Source organism: Paenibacillus sp. FSL H7-0350, assembly GCF_038593195.1.
In the GTDB taxonomy this organism is placed as follows: domain Bacteria; phylum Bacillota; class Bacilli; order Paenibacillales; family Paenibacillaceae; genus Paenibacillus_AQ.
Genome location: NZ_CP151972.1, coordinates 46,884 through 64,325 on the forward strand (window position 1 = coordinate 46,884; position 17,442 = coordinate 64,325).

The 17,442-nt window shown below is 53.2% G+C and carries 16 protein-coding genes; 11 read left to right on the forward strand and 5 right to left on the reverse strand.

Annotation, left to right across the window (positions count from 1 at the left end; translation table 11 throughout):
• The first annotated feature begins 58 nt into the window (after positions 1–58).
• Positions 59–757, forward strand: a complete 699-nt coding sequence (locus NYE24_RS00250) for a cyclic nucleotide-binding domain-containing protein (RefSeq protein ID WP_342477751.1) — start codon at positions 59–61, stop codon at positions 755–757.
• 160 nt (positions 758–917) lie between these two features.
• Positions 918–2,621: a methyl-accepting chemotaxis protein gene (locus tag NYE24_RS00255; RefSeq protein ID WP_342477752.1), complete on the forward strand. Its 1,704-nt coding sequence runs from the start codon at positions 918–920 to the stop codon at positions 2,619–2,621.
• Positions 2,622–2,676: 55 nt separating this feature from the next.
• Here the strand turns inward: NYE24_RS00255 and NYE24_RS00260 are convergent, their stop codons facing one another.
• Positions 2,677–3,759, reverse strand: coding sequence for a nucleotidyltransferase domain-containing protein (locus NYE24_RS00260; RefSeq protein ID WP_342477753.1), 1,083 nt, complete (start codon positions 3,757–3,759; stop codon positions 2,677–2,679).
• Between the two features lie 184 nt (positions 3,760–3,943).
• Here NYE24_RS00260 and cysK point away from each other — a divergent pair, with 184 nt between their 5' ends.
• Complete coding sequence (gene cysK, locus NYE24_RS00265) at positions 3,944–4,867, forward strand: cysteine synthase A (protein WP_342477754.1); 924 nt, start codon at positions 3,944–3,946, stop codon at positions 4,865–4,867.
• Between the two features lie 19 nt (positions 4,868–4,886).
• Entirely contained in the window at positions 4,887–5,903 is a 1,017-nt protein-coding gene (locus tag NYE24_RS00270) for a hypothetical protein (RefSeq protein WP_342477755.1), read from the forward strand.
• 29 nt (positions 5,904–5,932) lie between these two features.
• On the opposite strand, the gene NYE24_RS00275 is transcribed toward NYE24_RS00270, so the two are convergent.
• The 4 genes from NYE24_RS00275 to NYE24_RS00290 form a co-directional block, all read right to left on the reverse strand.
• Positions 5,933–6,448: a VanZ family protein gene (locus NYE24_RS00275; protein ID WP_036695074.1), complete on the reverse strand. Its 516-nt coding sequence runs from the start codon at positions 6,446–6,448 to the stop codon at positions 5,933–5,935.
• A gap of 46 nt (positions 6,449–6,494) precedes the next feature.
• Complete coding sequence (locus tag NYE24_RS00280; protein WP_342477756.1) at positions 6,495–7,358, reverse strand: M15 family metallopeptidase; 864 nt, start codon at positions 7,356–7,358, stop codon at positions 6,495–6,497.
• A 173-nt stretch (positions 7,359–7,531) separates the two neighbouring features.
• Positions 7,532–8,629, reverse strand: a complete 1,098-nt coding sequence (locus tag NYE24_RS00285) for a HAMP domain-containing sensor histidine kinase (RefSeq protein ID WP_342477757.1) — start codon at positions 8,627–8,629, stop codon at positions 7,532–7,534.
• Positions 8,622–9,317, reverse strand: a complete 696-nt coding sequence (locus NYE24_RS00290; RefSeq protein ID WP_342477758.1) for a response regulator transcription factor — start codon at positions 9,315–9,317, stop codon at positions 8,622–8,624. Before NYE24_RS00290 ends, NYE24_RS00285 begins: the two co-directional genes overlap by 8 nt.
• Positions 9,318–9,558: 241 nt before the next feature.
• On the opposite strand from NYE24_RS00290, the gene NYE24_RS00295 reads away from it, so the two are divergent.
• The 7 genes from NYE24_RS00295 to NYE24_RS00325 all read left to right on the forward strand — a co-directional run bounded on the left by NYE24_RS00295 (position 9,559) and on the right by NYE24_RS00325 (position 17,423).
• Positions 9,559–10,431 carry a histidine kinase gene (locus NYE24_RS00295; protein WP_036695069.1) on the forward strand — a complete coding sequence of 291 codons (873 nt, stop codon included), beginning with the start codon at positions 9,559–9,561 and terminating at the stop codon, positions 10,429–10,431.
• Complete coding sequence (locus tag NYE24_RS00300) at positions 10,400–11,065, forward strand: response regulator transcription factor (protein ID WP_036695068.1); 666 nt, start codon at positions 10,400–10,402, stop codon at positions 11,063–11,065. The genes NYE24_RS00295 and NYE24_RS00300 overlap by 32 nt, the downstream gene beginning before the upstream one ends.
• Positions 11,066–11,094: 29 nt before the next feature.
• A complete protein-coding gene (locus NYE24_RS00305; protein WP_051493483.1) occupies positions 11,095–11,754 on the forward strand; it encodes a DUF1775 domain-containing protein in 660 nt (219 codons plus the stop codon).
• A gap of 266 nt (positions 11,755–12,020) precedes the next feature.
• Entirely contained in the window at positions 12,021–12,287 is a 267-nt protein-coding gene (locus NYE24_RS00310; RefSeq protein ID WP_051493482.1) for a hypothetical protein, read from the forward strand.
• A gap of 51 nt (positions 12,288–12,338) precedes the next feature.
• Entirely contained in the window at positions 12,339–12,566 is a 228-nt protein-coding gene (locus NYE24_RS00315) for a hypothetical protein (protein WP_342477759.1), read from the forward strand.
• 201 nt (positions 12,567–12,767) lie between these two features.
• Entirely contained in the window at positions 12,768–16,145 is a 3,378-nt protein-coding gene (locus NYE24_RS00320; RefSeq protein ID WP_342477760.1) for a X2-like carbohydrate binding domain-containing protein, read from the forward strand.
• Positions 16,146–16,751: 606 nt separating this feature from the next.
• Positions 16,752–17,423 carry a hypothetical protein gene (locus NYE24_RS00325; protein WP_342477761.1) on the forward strand — a complete coding sequence of 224 codons (672 nt, stop codon included), beginning with the start codon at positions 16,752–16,754 and terminating at the stop codon, positions 17,421–17,423.
• Positions 17,424–17,442: the final 19 nt, after the last annotated feature.

A 17,442-nucleotide genomic window follows, 5' to 3' on the forward strand; every position in this document is an offset into this window, starting at 1 on the left:
GGCTTTGACTTGTGATACAGTAATTTCAGCAGAAATGACACAAGGAGAGAAGAAGCTCATGCAATCGATTATAAATCCGGAGGCGGTTCGAAGCCTTACCGAGCAGAATGGCCTCACAGCCATGTTCAGCAGCAGCGCGATTGCCCAGATGGAGCTTCGGCGTTACGGCGGCGGGGAGGCCGTCTGCTCAGTGGGCGACCGGCTGGAGCATATGTTTTTCCTGATGCAAGGCAAGCTGAAGATTCATACGCTGCTGCCTAACGGCAAGTCAATGCTTGTCCGGTTCGCCCGGCCGATGTCGGTAATCGGGGATGTGGAGCTGCTGCGCCAGTATCCGGTCAAGAATGAGGTCGTCTCTGTAGGGGACAGCCTGCTGCTTGTTGCCGGAAGGAAGCTGCTGCTCCGGGAGATTGAAGACAATACTGCGCTGTTGCGCTTCCTGGTAGGAGAGCTGAGCCACAAAATGTACACGCTCGGCCAGACCTCAGCCATGAATGTGCTCTATCCGGTAGAGAACCGGTTCGCCAGCTACCTGATGTCGCTGTTCGCGGACAACACCGGCGCCCAGCGCGTAGAAGAGATTCGTACCTCCACACTGACAGAGACCGCCGATCTGCTTGGCACCAGTTACCGGCATCTCAACCGGGTGGTGCGCCGCCTGATTGAAGACGGAATTATTGAACGCAGGAACGGCCGATTGATTGTACGGGATGAGGAGCGGCTGGCAAGGCTTGCGAACGGGAATTTGTACGATTGAACCGGATGATAGGAAGTCATTCAGAGAACCTCTATTTCTGCCTTTGCAGGGATGGGGTTTTTTCGTGTGATCAGCGCATTTTAGATTTATTTAAGTATTGTGATGTACGATACGTAGAGATTACATAGTAGAGCTTACATATCGAGTGGAGGTAGTTATCATGTTGAGCAGACTTAGAGGAATCCGGGTCAAAATCATGTTTGGTTTCGCCGCTGTTATTCTCGTGTTCATTCTCGCAATAACCGGCAGTACTATATTTCAGGGTAAGGTGACCATGCTTACAGATCAGATCAACCGTAATTACAGCAAGCTCTCGATGGTACAGAAATTAACCGATGAGATCCGGACGGCGGACGGCCTGGCCGCAAGGTATGTGATGAGTAATACCACTGAGGAGAGAACTGCCAATCTGACCGCCTATGAAGCCAAGATCCCGGGGATTACAGCCGCAGTTGAAGAGCTTAAGGGCGCCGGCCTGAATCAAGCGGAACTTGCAGGAATTCAGAAGCTGGAGGGGGAGTGGGACAATTATCTGACGGTGCTGAAGCAGGCTTTTGCCTTGGCCAAGGAAGGGAACTTCCCGCAAGCGCAAAAGTCGTTCACAAGCCTCTCGCTTACGACTATTATCGATTCACAGCTGGTGTTCGAGACGATGCTGCATGATGAAATTACGAAGGAACAGAGCCAGGCGGCAACCCACCGCAGCTCCTCAATGATTACCAGCATGGGGGTTACGGGCTTATCCGTGGTACTGGCTCTGTTGATCGCATTCGTATTGTCCGCACGGATACTGAAGCCGGTGAAGGATATCAACAGGCAGCTCCAGGAGATTGCCGTCGGCGATGCCGACTTAACCCGCAAGCTTAGTGTGCAGACGAAGGATGAGATCGGTGAGCTGGCCAAGAATTTCAATAAAATGACCGATAATCTAGGAGCGATGATCACCCAGGTGAAGCTATCCGCGAACGGTCTGGCGGCTTCTTCAGTGAAGCTGACCTCGGATAGCGGAATGACCGCCGGAACTACCGAGAAGATCGCCGGAATTATGGGTGAGGTCGCAAGTGGTGCGGGCATGCAGATGAATGACCTGCAGACTAACATGAACACGATTATTGATATGTCGGACGGCATTCAGCTGATTGCAGCCAGTGTACAGGATATCTCGGAAGCTTCCTTGCGTTCTGCAGATTATGCGGTGGCTGGGGATCTATCCCTGCAATCTGCCGTCCGGCAGATGGATTCCATCAATGAATCCATTCAGTCGTTATCGCAGAAGGTGACGGGCTTCGTGAATCGTTCACAGGACATAAGCAGCATTGTCGGGGTGATCAAGGGGATTGCCTCCGAGACGAATATGCTGGCACTGAATGCAACCATAGAAGCGGCCCGGGCCGGAGAGCACGGCAGAGGATTTGCTGTGGTAGCCGATCAAGTGCGCAGACTGGCCGAGCAGTCCGCAGATTCCGCCAATCAGATTGCTGAAATGGCTACTGGAATCCAGGCCGATGCTGACCATGCAGTGAAGGTGATGAAGAATAGCATGAACGAAGTAATGGGCGGAACCCGGATCATAGAAGAGGCCGGGCAGTCTTTCAATGCCATCCGCCATTCGATCGATTCACTGGCGGGACAGGTTCAGGAGGTATCCGGTGCGGTAGAAGAAATCACGGCAGCGACGGAGGAGATTGTAGATTCCATCCGCACCGTTACGCATATCTCGGAGACCACTGCGGCAAGTACACAGCAAGTATCCGCCGCATCGCAAGAGCAGATGGCTTCAGTGGAACAGATCGCCTCTTCTGCCAGTGCGCTTAGCATGCTGGCGCAAGGGCTGCAAGGTTTGGTAGCACGTTTTAATGTATAATTAGACGAAGCCCCTACCCTGAACGAGAGGGAGGGGGCTTCGTCTTGCTTTTTCGCTACTTTTTCATATATTCCCGGTACAGCTCTTCCAAAGTATCGTAACGCTGAAGCTGCCGTCCGACCCGGTGATATTCCTCCAGATAGTCGTCCATTGCCAGGAGGAACCGGTCCTTGAACAGGTCCAGATAGTCCACATCAAAATACTGCATAAGATTGAACTTCCGCGTTCCCCGCGACTCGGTCATCTCATCCAGCAGACCCTGCGCTCCCATAGCGGCGTAAAAGGCGTAAGAGGCATCCTTACTTTCAACGCTGGAAATCACCTTGTTACGGTAGTTGCACCATAATTCCTCATACGTTCCCTTCAGATTATCATAGGTGGGCACAGGCTGTTCCACATATTGCTGATGCAGCGCTTTGTGAAGCTCAAGGATGCTATTCAGCAGGAAACGGGAAGTGTTTCTGATCTCATCCACATTTTTTGCTCGGATCACATTCCAGTAGTTCGTCTCGAAATCCCCCGGAAGATGCCGGAAGGACTTCACCTCCTCCAGATAACGCTTCAGCCCTCTCTGAAAATACGTATTATTCATTTGCGACAAAGCGTTCACCAGATTATACACCATTTCGGCTGATGCCAGCCTGACTGCCCCGATCTCCTCATGAAGATACGCATTCGCATACTCCTGCTTCGCCAGATCAATCCACTTCTTGGCCCGCTCCAGGCATTCGCTTCCAATGGGCTTCGCCAGTGCATCCTGCGCCCGCTGCTGATAGGCTCTCAGCTTCTCCATATATTCCGGCTTCGCGCAGTAGAGCACCAGCAGATCGGTCAGACTGGAGATCATCGGACTCTCAAGCGCCGCCTGATCTTCAATCCGGGTCTCCCAAGGCGTGCAGTAGATATCATATCCGACATCCCCGAGAATGAAGCAGGATGAGATGTCCCAGCCTTCATTATTGTTATTGATGATGATCAGATCGAGATCGCTTTTGTCATGGAAATCCCCGGTTCTGAAAGAGCCCGTAAGTCCGATCACTGCAATCTCTTCCGGAAAATCCCGTTTGGCCCGCTCGATCACCATGTTGATTAATTTTTCATTTTTGGATAATAGTTCTTGCCTGGTACTTTCGTTCATAGCTGATTCCTCCTGCGTTGTGGCTTGTTGTTGTATTCATTGTAAAAGGATCTGGAGTCCCCGGGTATACCGACTTCGGTTAGGATCATTCTCTCCCTGATGCAAAATCGACAAGCAATACAGGTTAGCGATACAATAGAAGCTAAATCATGAAGACCGAGGCAGAAACAAAGGAGGCATACCCATGACGAATCGGGTAGTAAGCAATATTACAGAGCTGATCGGCGGCACGCCGGTTGTGCGCTTGAACCGGGTAACGGGATCTGCGGATGCGGAGCTGTATGTGAAGCTGGAGATGTTCAATCCCAGCGGCAGCGTCAAGGACCGGGCGGCCTATAATCTGATTCTCCAGGCGGAGCTGGACGGGCGGCTGCAGCCGGGCGGGACGATTATTGAGCCGACCAGCGGAAATACTGGAATTGGACTGGCGATGAACGCGGCAGCGAAGGGATATAAGGCTATCCTGATCATGCCGGATAATATGACGAAGGAACGGATCAATATCCTGAAGGCTTATGGGGCGGAAGTGGTGCTGACTCCGGCGGCGGAGCGCATGCCCGGCGCGATTGCTAAGGCGGTGGAGCTGGGACGGGAGATCCCCGGCAGCTTCATTCCGCAGCAGTTCGAGAATCAGGCGAACCCGGATATTCACCGCACCACCACCGCGCCGGAAATTCTGGAACAGATGGAAGGGCGGCTGGATGTCTTCGTTGCCACTTCCGGGACGGGCGGCACTATTACCGGAACCGGGGAGGCGCTGCGCGCACGACTGCCGGCGCTGCGCGTGGTTGTCGTGGAGCCGCAGGGTTCGCCGGTGCTGTCCGGCGGCCAGCCCGGGCCGCATAAGCTGGTGGGAACCAGCCCCGGCTTCGTGCCGGCGATTCTGAATACCGGCATCTACGATGAGATTGTGCAGGTATCCGATGAGGATGCCTTGGAGATGGTAAGAGAACTGGCCCGTACTGAGGGAATTCTGATCGGACCTTCCGGCGGAGCCGCAGTCTGGACGGCCTTGCAGGAGGCACGGCGCCTGGGACGGGGCAAGCGGGTGTTATGTATCGCGCCGGATACCGGGGAACGTTACCTCAGCATGGGGATTTTTGACTAAATCATATTGGAGGACCGCTATGAATCAAGCGAAGCGCAGTTTCAGGTACGGGGTAAGAGCGGCCGGAAGTCTTATTCTTACAGCAGCGATAGCCTCTAGTCTGACCGGGTGTGCCCGGACGAACAGCAATGATGCTACCAGCAGTGCAGCAGCTTCGGCAGGGCCGTCTGACGGCAGTCCATCACCAGCCGCACAGCCGACGGATAACCAGCCAAGTGCCGTTCCGGCAGCATCAGCGTCAGCTACGGCCTCCCAAGCCCCGGCTACCTTCCTTGACCCTGCCAAGCTGCAGCCAGTCTTCGGATTCGCTAGTGAGACCGGGAGTCATATTATCGTCACCAGGGAAGAGGAGGGAGCCGGAGAGCAGTTGAAGTCCCTGAACACTGCCATCGGGAACGGAGGTCAGGTGCTGGCTGTGAAGCTGGAGAAATGGCAGACGGGCAACGATAACAACAACGGACGGGAGCTGGCGAATAATATTCCGAATATGTCCGGTTATCTGTTCAAGGTAGAGGGTGACGCAGCGATGCGGGATGAGACCTATGTTCTGATTGATTCTGCGGTCTTTCCGCAGGCAGCGTTGCTGGAGCTTCAGCCCGCCGACCCGGCAGGCCCGCAGCTTGCAGCCGGTGATCCGCTTCGTAAGAGTATAGCAGCCGTCAAAGGGCGGAAGATCCAGGCCGCCTGGAAGCTGGCCGGCCTGGGACCGGACAGACAGCTCTATCTGGTGCAGTTCGTAAGACAAGATAAGGATATGCTATTTAGCCTGGTGCTGGAGGAAGACGGGAAGCTCAGCTTCAAGGACTATCCTGCGGAGATTACGGATAATGAATATTCAGTCTGGCGTGTCGATGACGGCGGAGAGGTGAACCCGCAGATGTTCTCCCTGCTGTTCGCGGCACATACAGCAGAGGGGCTACTGCTTGGGCTGAACTGGTGGGGAGCGGAGGGTGTGAACAGCTTTTTCCTGAAGCAGGCAGGCAATGGCTTCACAGAGCTTGCGATCGAATATGGCCGCTATACCTCTCCCTTGTGAGCAGGGCGAACGGACAGTAAGGCTCCCCGTCACTTCTGGGTGACGGAGGAGCCTTGTCTGCCTGTCGTATAGATCGTCAGGATAGGCCGGATCAGCATATATCCCAGCACCCCGCCGAATGTATTTAGAAGAAGGTCATCCACATCAAACGTTCCAATATAGAATACGGCTTGCGAGCATTCCAGCACGGCGCTTAACGCGAAGGACCACAGCAGGACACCGGTGAAGGAGCCGCTGCCTTTTCCATTCGGGTTGAGCAGCACCAGGAAGATGCCATAAGGAATGAATAAGGCGATATTCCCCAGGAAATTAACGACGGTGCTTGTGCTGATATGGTGATAGGTATTGGTTAAGGTGGCCAGCGGGACCAGATTTGCGCGTTGCAGACTGGCGGCAATATGGTCCGGGCTGTGCTGAAGCTGCTGCCATAGAAACGGGAGATTCATCGAACCGAATTTGAACAAAATAATTTTAAACAAAATATACACGTAGACGGTAAACAGTACCTGTAAACCGTACTTTGTCTGCTTGTGTGCCTTATTCATTTACATCACCGCTTTCTGTAGAATGTAATGTTATATGGCTTAGTTATTAAGGATAGACCGTCATAATCACACCGTTCATGTTATCGCCGGAGAACTCAATATGCTTGGCGTCAGGGGTGGGAACAGGAGTGTTCCCGTTAATTTCGATATAGGAAATCTGATATTCGACTCCGTTAACGGTAGTGGCAATCGACTTCTGCCCCTTAAGGAATTCAAGATATTCTTCCAGCGTGAAGTTCTTGTCGCGCATAATCACACTGTGCGGAAGTCCTACATATCTGAAATGCCAGGGCTCATACTTGATGCCGGTGATATCTGTTTTATCCTCAGGATAGCGCAGAATAAAGCCGTAATCCCATGCATGCTCCCGCAGCCATTGTCCTTCAGGGGCGCGGCTCATGGCCATTTGGGAGGAGCCGATGTCAAGCGACAAGCCCAGGTTATGCTCGCTGTATCCGGGCGGAAGAGCATAATCTGCTCCTTTTTCCTCATATAACTGCTTCTGCTTCTCATTGTCCCGGTAACCGCTGCTGATCAGGAAGCTGTTGATGTCATCCCCGGCTGCGGCATGTACCATCTTGGTGAATTTCTCTGCCACTTGCCTCGAGAGCAGCGTTTTGTGATCCAGCAGCAGGTAGCCGGAAGTCAGCTCCTCATAGTCGGTAAGCCTTACAATATCTGCGCTGACCCCCGAGGGCTGAACGGGATAATCCTTGTTGACCAGTAGCAGGTTCCCCTGATAGATCTGGCCCTTCGGGATCACGGTCAGAGTCTTCGAGCCATTATCATTATCTGCCGAGACTCGTATTGTCTTAATATTCAGGTCTGCCGTGGCATCCTCTTTATCCCTGGACAGCCACTCATAACCGATCAGCAGGGCAATCACAATTACCACTAACCATTTCTTCATGTTCTCGTCCTCCTTGTTTCAATGACTTAAGCATAGAGTAGCGTGTTTAAATAGAAGTGGGGAAAAGATAAAGTTTTTCTTAAAATAGCTTGAAATATTCCCGCTTGAAATGTAAATGCAAAAAAACCGTCCTTCTAAAAGGACGGCAACACTGCACCTATCGACGGAGCAGACTACTCGATCACACCCGGCAGACGGACCTCGAAGAGTGTGCGGATCGTGTCACTCTGTACGGAGATCGTCCCCTGATGCTGCTCGACGATATTTTTGGCAATGAACAGGCCCAGCCCGGTGCTGCTCTCCTGATGGGTCCGTGCCCGGTCGCCCGTATAGAACATATCGAACAGAAAAGGCAGGTCCTCCGCCGGGATCATATCCCCGTAGTTCATGACCTGGACAACGATGGTCTCACCCTCCGGGTAGCAGTGGACATCGACATAACGGCCGTCTTTGCCGTAACGCACCGCATTGGTCAGCAGGTTCTCGAACACCCGGGCCAGCAGCTCCCCGTCTCCGGTAATTTTGAGCTGCGGAGTGACCTGGGTGCGGGCGCTCAGCCCGTTGTTCTCCAGCAGAGGATATAATTCCTCGTTCAGCTGGACCAGCAGCTCGCTCAGATCAAGGGGGCGCTGCTCCACGGTAAGCATGCCGTAGTTCATCCGGGTAATCTCGAACAGCTCGTCGATCAGCTTTTCCAGCCGCTGTGATTTGGTGTAGGCAATCGTGGTGTAATGTCTGGCTTGTTCCGCGGTTAACTCCCCGTCCTTCAGCACCAGATCCAGGTAGCCGAGTACAGAGGTCAGCGGAGTCCGCAGATCATGAGCCAGATTCAGCACCAGCTTGTCCTTACTGTTCTCCGCGAAATCGCCGCGTTCCACCGCTTCTTCCAGCTTATCCTTGGCCTGATTAAGGTCAGCAGCGATATCCTCGAACTCATCGTTAGAATGAATTTCGATCCGGCTTTTGAAATCCCCGTTGGCCAGCAGGCGGATATGGTGCGAGATTTCTTTGAAATAGCGGGCATACGGCTTGGTGAACAGGAAGAAGAACAGCAGCGCCAGCGGAATGAAGAAGATCAGGAAGAAATTAAGGTCGCCGAAATCGGCAATCAGATAACGGAAGCGGGTCAGCTTGTCTTCATACTTCACCTGAGAGGTATAATACATTTGCAGGCTTTTGTAGAGTACAAAGGTTATAACGCCGGAGCAGAACATGCTGAGTACCAGCAGTGATATCATTTTGAAGCGGAAGCTGCGGACAAGATTAGCCATTGAACGTGTACCCTACTCCCCAGATCGTTTTGATCCATGTATTTTTACTCTGGTCATCGCCCAGTTTTTTGCGCAGGGTGCGGATATGGACCATCACGGTGTTCCCGCCTTCATAATAAGCCTCACCCCAGATTTGCTGAAAAAGCTGTTCGGCGCTGAATACTTTCTTCGGGTAGCTGGCGAGCAAATACAGGATATCGAATTCCTTAGGCGTCAGCTCCACGGAATGTCCGTACAAGGTCACGGAACGGCGGTCCGGATCGACGATCAGCCCTCCGGATTCTACCACGGCCTTCTGCTCGGTAACCGGCTGGTTCAGCTTCATGGAACGTCTGAGCTGCGCATTCACTCTGGCGACCAGCTCCATGGGATTGAAGGGCTTGGTCATATAATCGTCGGCGCCGATGACAAGCCCGGTGATTTTATCCAGATCCGAAGTCTTCGCGCTCACAAAAATAATCGGCAGCCCATGCTGCTCCCGGATCTGCCGGGTCACCTCATACCCGTCCAGCCCGGGCATCATAATATCCAGAATCGCCAGGTCGATATGCCTGGACTGGATGACTTGCACCGCTGCCTGGCCGTTTGTAACCTTTATGGGGTGATAGCCTTCTTTTTCCAAATGCAGTCCGATCAGATCGGCAATCTCAGGATCATCGTCGGCGATAAGAATCGTAATCCGTTTCATTTCATTATCTCTCCTAATAGTGTCAGCATAAATGTATACTTGATTGCATGTCATTCCTAGTGTACCCTATCGGATATGGTTTCGCTAACTGTTATGATAGGACGATGGGAGCTATGAAAGGAATGGATTAACTTTTAAATACTTAATTCTGTAACATATGCGGACGGGCATAGCCCTAAAGAGTCATGCCGGGGATCACCCGGAAATGGTAAAATAACGAACAGAAATTAGGGAGGGAACCGTGACGTATACCCGAATTAAAGTGCTTATCCTGCTGATTCCCACGGTTATGGTCGGTATCTGGGAATGGGTGAGACATCAGTTCCTGATGCCATACGTCTCTATGGACACGGGCAACTTCTTAACACCTGTATTGGTATTTCTCTTCAGTATTATGCTGCTGCTGCCGCTTTTTCGCCTCATGGAGCGCAATCAGCGGGAGCTGGAGCAGGAACGGGCGGCCACCGGAGCGATGGAAGCACGGGAGGCGCTGGCCAAAGAGCTGCATGACGGAATGGCCCAGTCCCTGTTCCTTCTCTCCGTACGGATAGACCGGCTGGAGCATAACCGCAAGGACGGCGGGATCAGCGCGGACAGTGTGGATCAGATCAAGAAGACCGTTCACGAGGTTAACCGTTATGTACGGCAGGCTATTGCCAATCTGAAGGTGCCGGTGAGCGGCGCAGAGAGCTTCTCACTGGAGCGTTCTATCCATGAGCAGCTGGCAGCCATAGCCGGAGAAGTCATGATCGAGGTATCCCTGGACTGGCATCTGGAAGAGCAGGCACTGACACCGGCCGAACAGGCAGAGCTGTTGTCCTGCATACGTGAAGCGATTATCAACGTGCGTAAGCACACACGTGCGGGCAGGGTGTCCGTATCGGGCCAAGGAAATGAGCACGGCTGGCGTGTAACCATTGCAGATGACGGCGCGGGAATTGAGCATGATGATCCTTTTGCAGTGAGCGGCAGCTATGGCCTGCAGATTATGAGGGAACGGTCCCGCAGTATGGGTTGGGCGCTTCAACTTCACTCAGGAGCGGAAGGAACAACTGTAGCAATTGTAAAAGGAGGTGCGCAGGATGGAACGCTGCCGGGTACTAATCGTCGATGACCATGCACATGCCCGCGAGGCAATGAGCGAGATACTGGCGCTGGATGAACGGTTTGAAGTGATTGGTGCGGTGGCCAGCGGAGCGGAGGCGATCGTCTGGACCGGGCAATGGATGCCGGATCTCATTCTGATCGATATCGAGATGCCGGGAATGGATGGTCTGGAGACCACGCGGCGCATTAAGCTGGAATATCCGTATGTCCGGATTGTCATCGTCACCGTGTCGGATGAGATCTCTTATCTGTTCGAGGCGCTTAAGCAGGGGGCGCAGGGGTACCTCCTGAAGAACCTGGCCCCGTCTACCTGGATCGAATATCTGCTGGCGATTGTAAGCGAAGAGGTGCCGCTTAGCCGGGAGTTGGCGTTCCAGATTCTGAAGGAGTTCGCGCTCACCTCCGTCAAGGAGGAGCGGGAGGCATTAACGGCGCGGGAGAAGGAGATACTGGGCTGTGTATCCTCCGGGTCCACCAATAAGGAGATTGCCGCCACCCTCGGGATTTCCGAGCATACGGTCAAGAATCACCTGAAGAACATCCTGCAGAAGCTTCAGCTTCAGAACCGCACGCAGCTCACAAGGTACGCCCTGGAGCAGGGACTTGCTTCGCGGGAGCGGGATTTTCCGGGGAAGAGATAGACATACACAAGAGAGAAGGGGAGATTCCATTGAATAGAATATTTCGCAAAATAGCAGCACTGGCCGCACCGGCAGCCGCCGCATTACTGTTGTTCGCCGCCGTGGCGAGCGCCCACGTAACCGTTAGTCCAGCAGAGTCCAGCACGGGGGCCTGGGAGACATATACCCTGAAGGTACCATCTGAGAAAGAAAGCCCCACCGTCCAGGTGGATCTGCGGATTCCGGCAGGCGCGGAATTCAAGCAATACGAAGCCACTCCCGGGTGGGAGGTAACCGTGGACGGGAATAAAGTGAGCTGGATTGCCAAGGACGGCGGCATTCAGGCCGGACAGTTCCAGCGCTTCTACTTCACAGCCAAGAACCCCGACTCCGCAGGCAATATCGCCTGGGATGCGTATCAGCACTATGCCGATGGCAGCCTCGTGCAATGGTCCGGCGAACCCGGTTCGGAATCCCCGCATTCCATCACCGCCATCGCTGAAGCCTCCGGCAGCGCCGATGGCGGTCACGGCCACGGTGCCGCAGATATGTCCGGCAACGGCACCATGACCATGGACGAGCATCAGGCCATTGTGGAGAAGGAAGGCGCCAGCACCGGCACCTCGCCGATGCTCTACATTACCCTCGGCATCTCCCTGGTCTCCTTCCTGCTGGCAGCGATAGCTCTGCTTCGGGGGAAACAGGAGTAGGCTGGAATGATTTGTATTGTATGGAGAGACCCCCGCAGCAAATGTGAAATCACATCTGCTGCGGGGGTGTTTGTTTTTGTATGGGTGCGAGAAGCTGGCCCGGACTATTGTCTGTTGCACAGGATGCGAGCAATTGTGAATGGATAGAGGAGCTAACTATATACCAATTCCAGCAACTTTTATTATAATTACATATACTGGGCTCTAATACATAAAAATTCGCCTTAAGTTAAGCTTGAATCTATCCGCAATAGGAGGAATCGTTTATGTTTGATGATATTGATTTTTCACCGGGTATAATTACTTATAATGAAACGAGGGACTTGGATCAAGAGGATATATTTCAAGTCAGTTATTTCGAAGGGAAATATACTCTTGATGTTGGTTGGTATAGAAATGAGTTCGCGGTATATGTAATTAAAGCTTTCGATCGGGAGAATCCAATGTTAGAAAAGCGTTGTACAGAAGTGGATATGCTACATGAACTGGTTCAGGAATGCTCCGTATATGTTGGAGATATTCTAAGCCGCTAATTCAGTTAGGTTTATTACTTAAAATTCTACCATAAAGGAGCCCCCCCAAAAATGTCCCTATCCCGACAACAACTAATCGCACTCGTAACCAACATTGTGAACGCCGAAGGAACAGAGGCCGAGCTGGATGAGTGGCTGGAGGTCGTAGCGAGCAATGTAGCTCATCCCGGCGTGAGTGATCTGATTTTCTGGAATGAGCCGGAGCTGACACCGGAGGAGATTGTAGATGCTGCGCTGGGTTATCAGCCGATTGTGCTGCCGCCCCCAATAGAGAACTAGCACTGGAACTGCCTTGCGATTGCTGATCGTGAGGTTTTTTCATAATATGGAACACCCAAATCCCCAATTTCGTCAAGTGTGAAAATGGTGCGCTAATTGCTGACAAAATTCCCGCAGAATCAACCGTTTTCTCTCACAGCACGGGCGAAATCCGCTCTATAATGGAAGCGTTACCAAAGTATGCTTGGGGAGGTAAGGATCATGAGTCGAAAACGTATCCGTAGACTAGGAATACTCGTCCTGCTGACAGCGATGTCAGGCTCTTTGTTTAACGTTGCTCCCGCTGTAACCCATGCCGCAGCCAGTGAAGACTACAGCTGGAACAGTGTGGTTACCGGTGCGGGCGGCGGTTTTGTGCCGGGGATTATTTTCAACCAGACGGAACCGAATCTGATCTATGCGCGGACGGATATTGGCGGGGCTTACCGCTGGAATGAGGCGGACGGTAGCTGGATTCCGCTGAATGACTCGGTCGGCTGGGTGGACTGGAACAAGAACGGCGTAGACGCGCTGGCTACCGATCCGGTTGATCCGAATAAGGTGTATATGGCAACCGGGACGTACACGAATTCCTGGGATGGCAATGGTCAAATTATGCGTTCCAGCGACCGTGGGGATACCTGGCAGTCTACGGCGCTTCCCTTCAAGGTTGGCGGTAATATGCCTGGACGTTCAGCCGGGGAACGGCTGGTGATTGACCCGAATAAGAACAGCATTCTGTTCTTTGGGGCGCGTAGCGGGAACGGTCTGTGGAAGAGTGTGGACTCCGGCGTGACCTGGTCTAAGGTTACCTCCTTCACTAACGTAGGGACGTATGTCCAGAATCCGGCGAATGAGTATCAGAGTGATATCGTGGGCTTGTCCTGGATTACTTTTGATAAAAGCACGGGCTCTGCCGGACAAGCTACCCAGACCATCTATGTCGGCGTCGCGGATACCGCCAAAAGTGTGTTCCGCAGTACAGATGGAGGAGCAACCTGGTCGGCGCTGCCGGGTCAGCCGGTAGGCCTGCTTCCGCATCATGGGGAGCTGTCGGCAACCGGCGATCTGTACCTTACCTACAGTGACGGGGTCGGGCCGTATGACGGACGCAAGGGTGAAGTCTGGAAGTATAACACAACCAGCGGCGTCTGGAAAAATATCAGCCCGTCGACCGGAGCTGACAACTTCTACGGCTTCGGGGGACTTGCGCTGGATGCCCAGCATCCGAATACGCTTATGGTCGCCAGCCTCAATGCCTGGTGGCCGGACGAGGTGATCTTCCGCAGTAAGGATGGCGGAGAGACCTGGAGCCGGATCTGGGATTGGGGCTTCTATCCGGAGCGCAACTACAAGTTCGAGATGGATATCACAGCGGCGCCGTGGCTTAATCTTGGGCTGACTTCGAGCTCACTTGATCCTGCACCGAAGATGGGCTGGATGATGGGGGACCTTGAGATTGACCCGTTCAACTCGGACCGGATGATGTACGGCACGGGTGCTACGATCTACGGTACGAATAACCTCGGAGCCTGGGACACCGGCGGCAAGGTCAACATATCCGTGATGGCCAAAGGGGTAGAAGAGACCGCAGTGCTCGGGCTGATCAGCCCGCCGGCGGGTGCCCACCTGATTACTGCACTTGGTGATGTGTCCGGCTTCCGGTATGAGGATCTGACAGCGGCACCCGTCAAGTTCCAGACCAGCCCTTCCTGGGCCAGCACGAACAGCATCGATTATGCAGAGCTGGACCCGGCCTATGTCGTCCGTGTCGGCGGTGTGGACAAAGAGAAATATCCGAACAGCAAGTCAATCGGGATCTCGAATGACAACGGCAAGAACTGGTATATGCCCAATGCGGAACCCTCGAACGGAGGGACAACCACGGTTGGGCAAGGCCAGGTAGCTGTATCTGCGAGCGGCAATGCGCTTTTATGGAGTACGTCAGACATCGGGGTCTATTATTCCAAAACAGGCGGCAACTCCTGGACGGCGAGCAGCGGAATCCCCGCCGGAGCGAAGATAGCATCCGACCGGGTGAATCCGAATAAATTCTATGGTTTCTATGAGGGCAAGCTCTATGTCAGTACGAATAGCGGAGCCACCTTCACAGCTACGGCGGCGACTGGCTTGCCAGCCAATAACGTGAACGGCCTGCAGCCGAGCCAAGCGCAAGTGAGCCTGAAGGCCATGCCGGGCGTGGAAGGCGATATCTGGTTTGCCGGAGGACATCCGCAGGATAAGTATGGCATATGGCATTCTACCAACTCAGGTGCCAGCTTCACGAAGCTGAGCAATGTGGAAGAAGCGGACCTGATCGGGTTCGGTAAGGCTGCGCCGGGTGAGAATTACATGGCACTCTATACGGTAGCCCAGATTGATGGTGTTAGAGGAGTCTTCCGTTCGGATGACGCCGGAGCCAGCTGGGTGCGGATTAATGATGATAATCATCAGTATGCCAGAATTAATATGGCGATTACCGGAGATCCGCGCGTCTATGGCCGTGTCTATCTCGGAACCAATGGCCGCGGGACTTTATATGCTGATCCGGTGAACCCTCCGGCAGCAGGCTCCGTCATTACGCCGGTCACTGCCAGCTTCGATAAGAAGACGGGGAATCAGAGCGACGTTGAAGTGGCAATGACCCTGAACGGAAATACTCTGGATTCCATAACCAATGGAGCAACTGCACTAACTGCTGGCACGGATTATACAGTCAGCGGTTCAACGGTAACGATTCATAAGGCTTATCTGGCAGCACAGCCCATCGGAGCAACAACCCTAACCTTCCATTTCAGTGCCGGAGCTGCGAAGACCTTAACGGTTACGGTGGCAGATACGACATCAACGGCTAATGATTCAACCCTCACACCAGTCACTGCCAGCTTCGACAAGAAGACGGGTAATCAGAGCGACATCGAAATAGCGATGACCTTGAACGGGAATACTTTAACTTCTATTAAAAACGGCCCGGCAGTATTAACCGCCGGAACGGATTATACAGTGAGCGGATCGGTTGTAACGATCCGCAAGGCCTATCTGGCAGCACAGGCTGTGGGAACAACCACGCTGAGCTTCCAGTTCAGTGCAGGCGCACCGCAGAGCCTGGCGGTCATGGTGACAGATACGACAACGCCGGTGGACGGCGGTCTGAAGGTCCAGATGTTCAATAGCAGCACCGCTAATGCTGTCAATGCCCTCAGCCCGCGGATCAAGCTGGTGAATACCGGTACTGCTGCGGTCTCCCTCGCTGATGTGAAGCTCAGATATTATTACACCAGTGATGGCGAGCAAGCCCAGAATTTCTTCTGTGACTGGTCCCAGGTAGGGAGCGCCAATGTGACAGGGACGTTCGTGAAGCTGCCAGCAGCCTTGAGCGGCGCGGACCATTACCTGGAGCTGGGCTTCACAGCAGCAGCAGGCTCGCTTGCTCCGGGAGCCAGTATCGATATTCAGATGCGGGCCTCCAAGGCAGATTGGAGCAATTACTCCCAGACCGGCGATTATTCCTTCAATCCAGCGGGCACAGCTCCTGCGGATTGGGCCAAGCTGCCGGCTTACATCTCCGGCAGTCTGGTATGGGGGATTGAGCCTTTGTAGAATGAACGGCAGCCCATGCACAATTGCATGGGCTGCCAGTTTTTAGTCTAGGGCATTGAACACATATAAACCTCTATCGTTGATCAGTACATCAACAATAGAGGTTTATATTGTTACCACTATACCCATGTTAGTCTCAGACTCCTTATCCTATCCTTTGTTCTCAGCCGGGTAGAAATGGTCCGAGGCGGCAGTATATTTGCCTATCCTGCACATTCAAACTGATCTCAACTGATCCGCTTACCACGATAGGATGGGATTGTGAAGCCAGTGAGCTTTAAGAAGCTCATACCGTTTCGTGTAGGGACTCACTTAAGGCGGGAATGTCAGGATCAAAGATATAGTCTCAGTCACAAGGTGGAGCGCTGCTTAAGATTAGCTGCCGGAGATTCTGTCCTGGCTAACGTTCTTCCTGCAGTGTCTGTTTCCTTGAGCTGATACCTGAATTATACCGTCCGAACGGAGAATAGTAAAAAGCCGAAATTTTTAAATTTGCACTTTCTAATTGGGAAAAGGTATTGTAAGCGCTATTATTCTACGTTTTCCTTAGAATCTGCTGAATTCAAATCCCACTGCCTTTACTGTATAATGAAAAGGATGGTTTCAATGCTGCGTAGACTCCGGCAGCTTTGCCTGGAGGGAAAGGATACGGAAATGAGCTTGTATGGAGTGAAGCTTGAGGAACTCGGCAGCGGGCTGCTGAAATCCTTTTTGGAGGATAATTATATATGTGCGGGTTATCCCGGTACGGGTGATCTGGAGCAGCATAGCAGAGAAGAGATCAGCAGCAAGCTGGCTGCCGCAGGCTATCACGGGCATGAGCTGGAGGTCGCAACTCATACCCTGGATATCTTCGTCAATGCGATGCAGGATGGGGATTATGTGCTGATCGCCGATGAAGAGTGGGTGTATCTCGGGGACCTTGGCGATTACTTCTATGATACCCGGCACAGCGGCACTGAGGATAGTACAGCCCACCGGCGCGGTGTCACCTGGCTGAAGAGTCTGCCTTTTGCTGCGGTTAATCTGGCTGCAGCAGAGCTGCTTGCTTCTGACAGCAGAATAACTGCTTATTCAGGAGTGCTGCCCGCAGCCCGAATCGATCTGTGGCTGGGGAATCAGGCAGGGGATGGCGGGAGTGCCGCCGGGGCCTGCTGCGTTCAGGTGGATGAAGCTACAGTAGCGCAGGCGCTAGCTATCCTGAAGGCGGCTCTATACAGCACGGATGTGGAGCGGCAAGAGCGTGCGGCTGTGGCGATTTTGCAGTATGCGCGGTGAGTACGGATTAGGAATACGT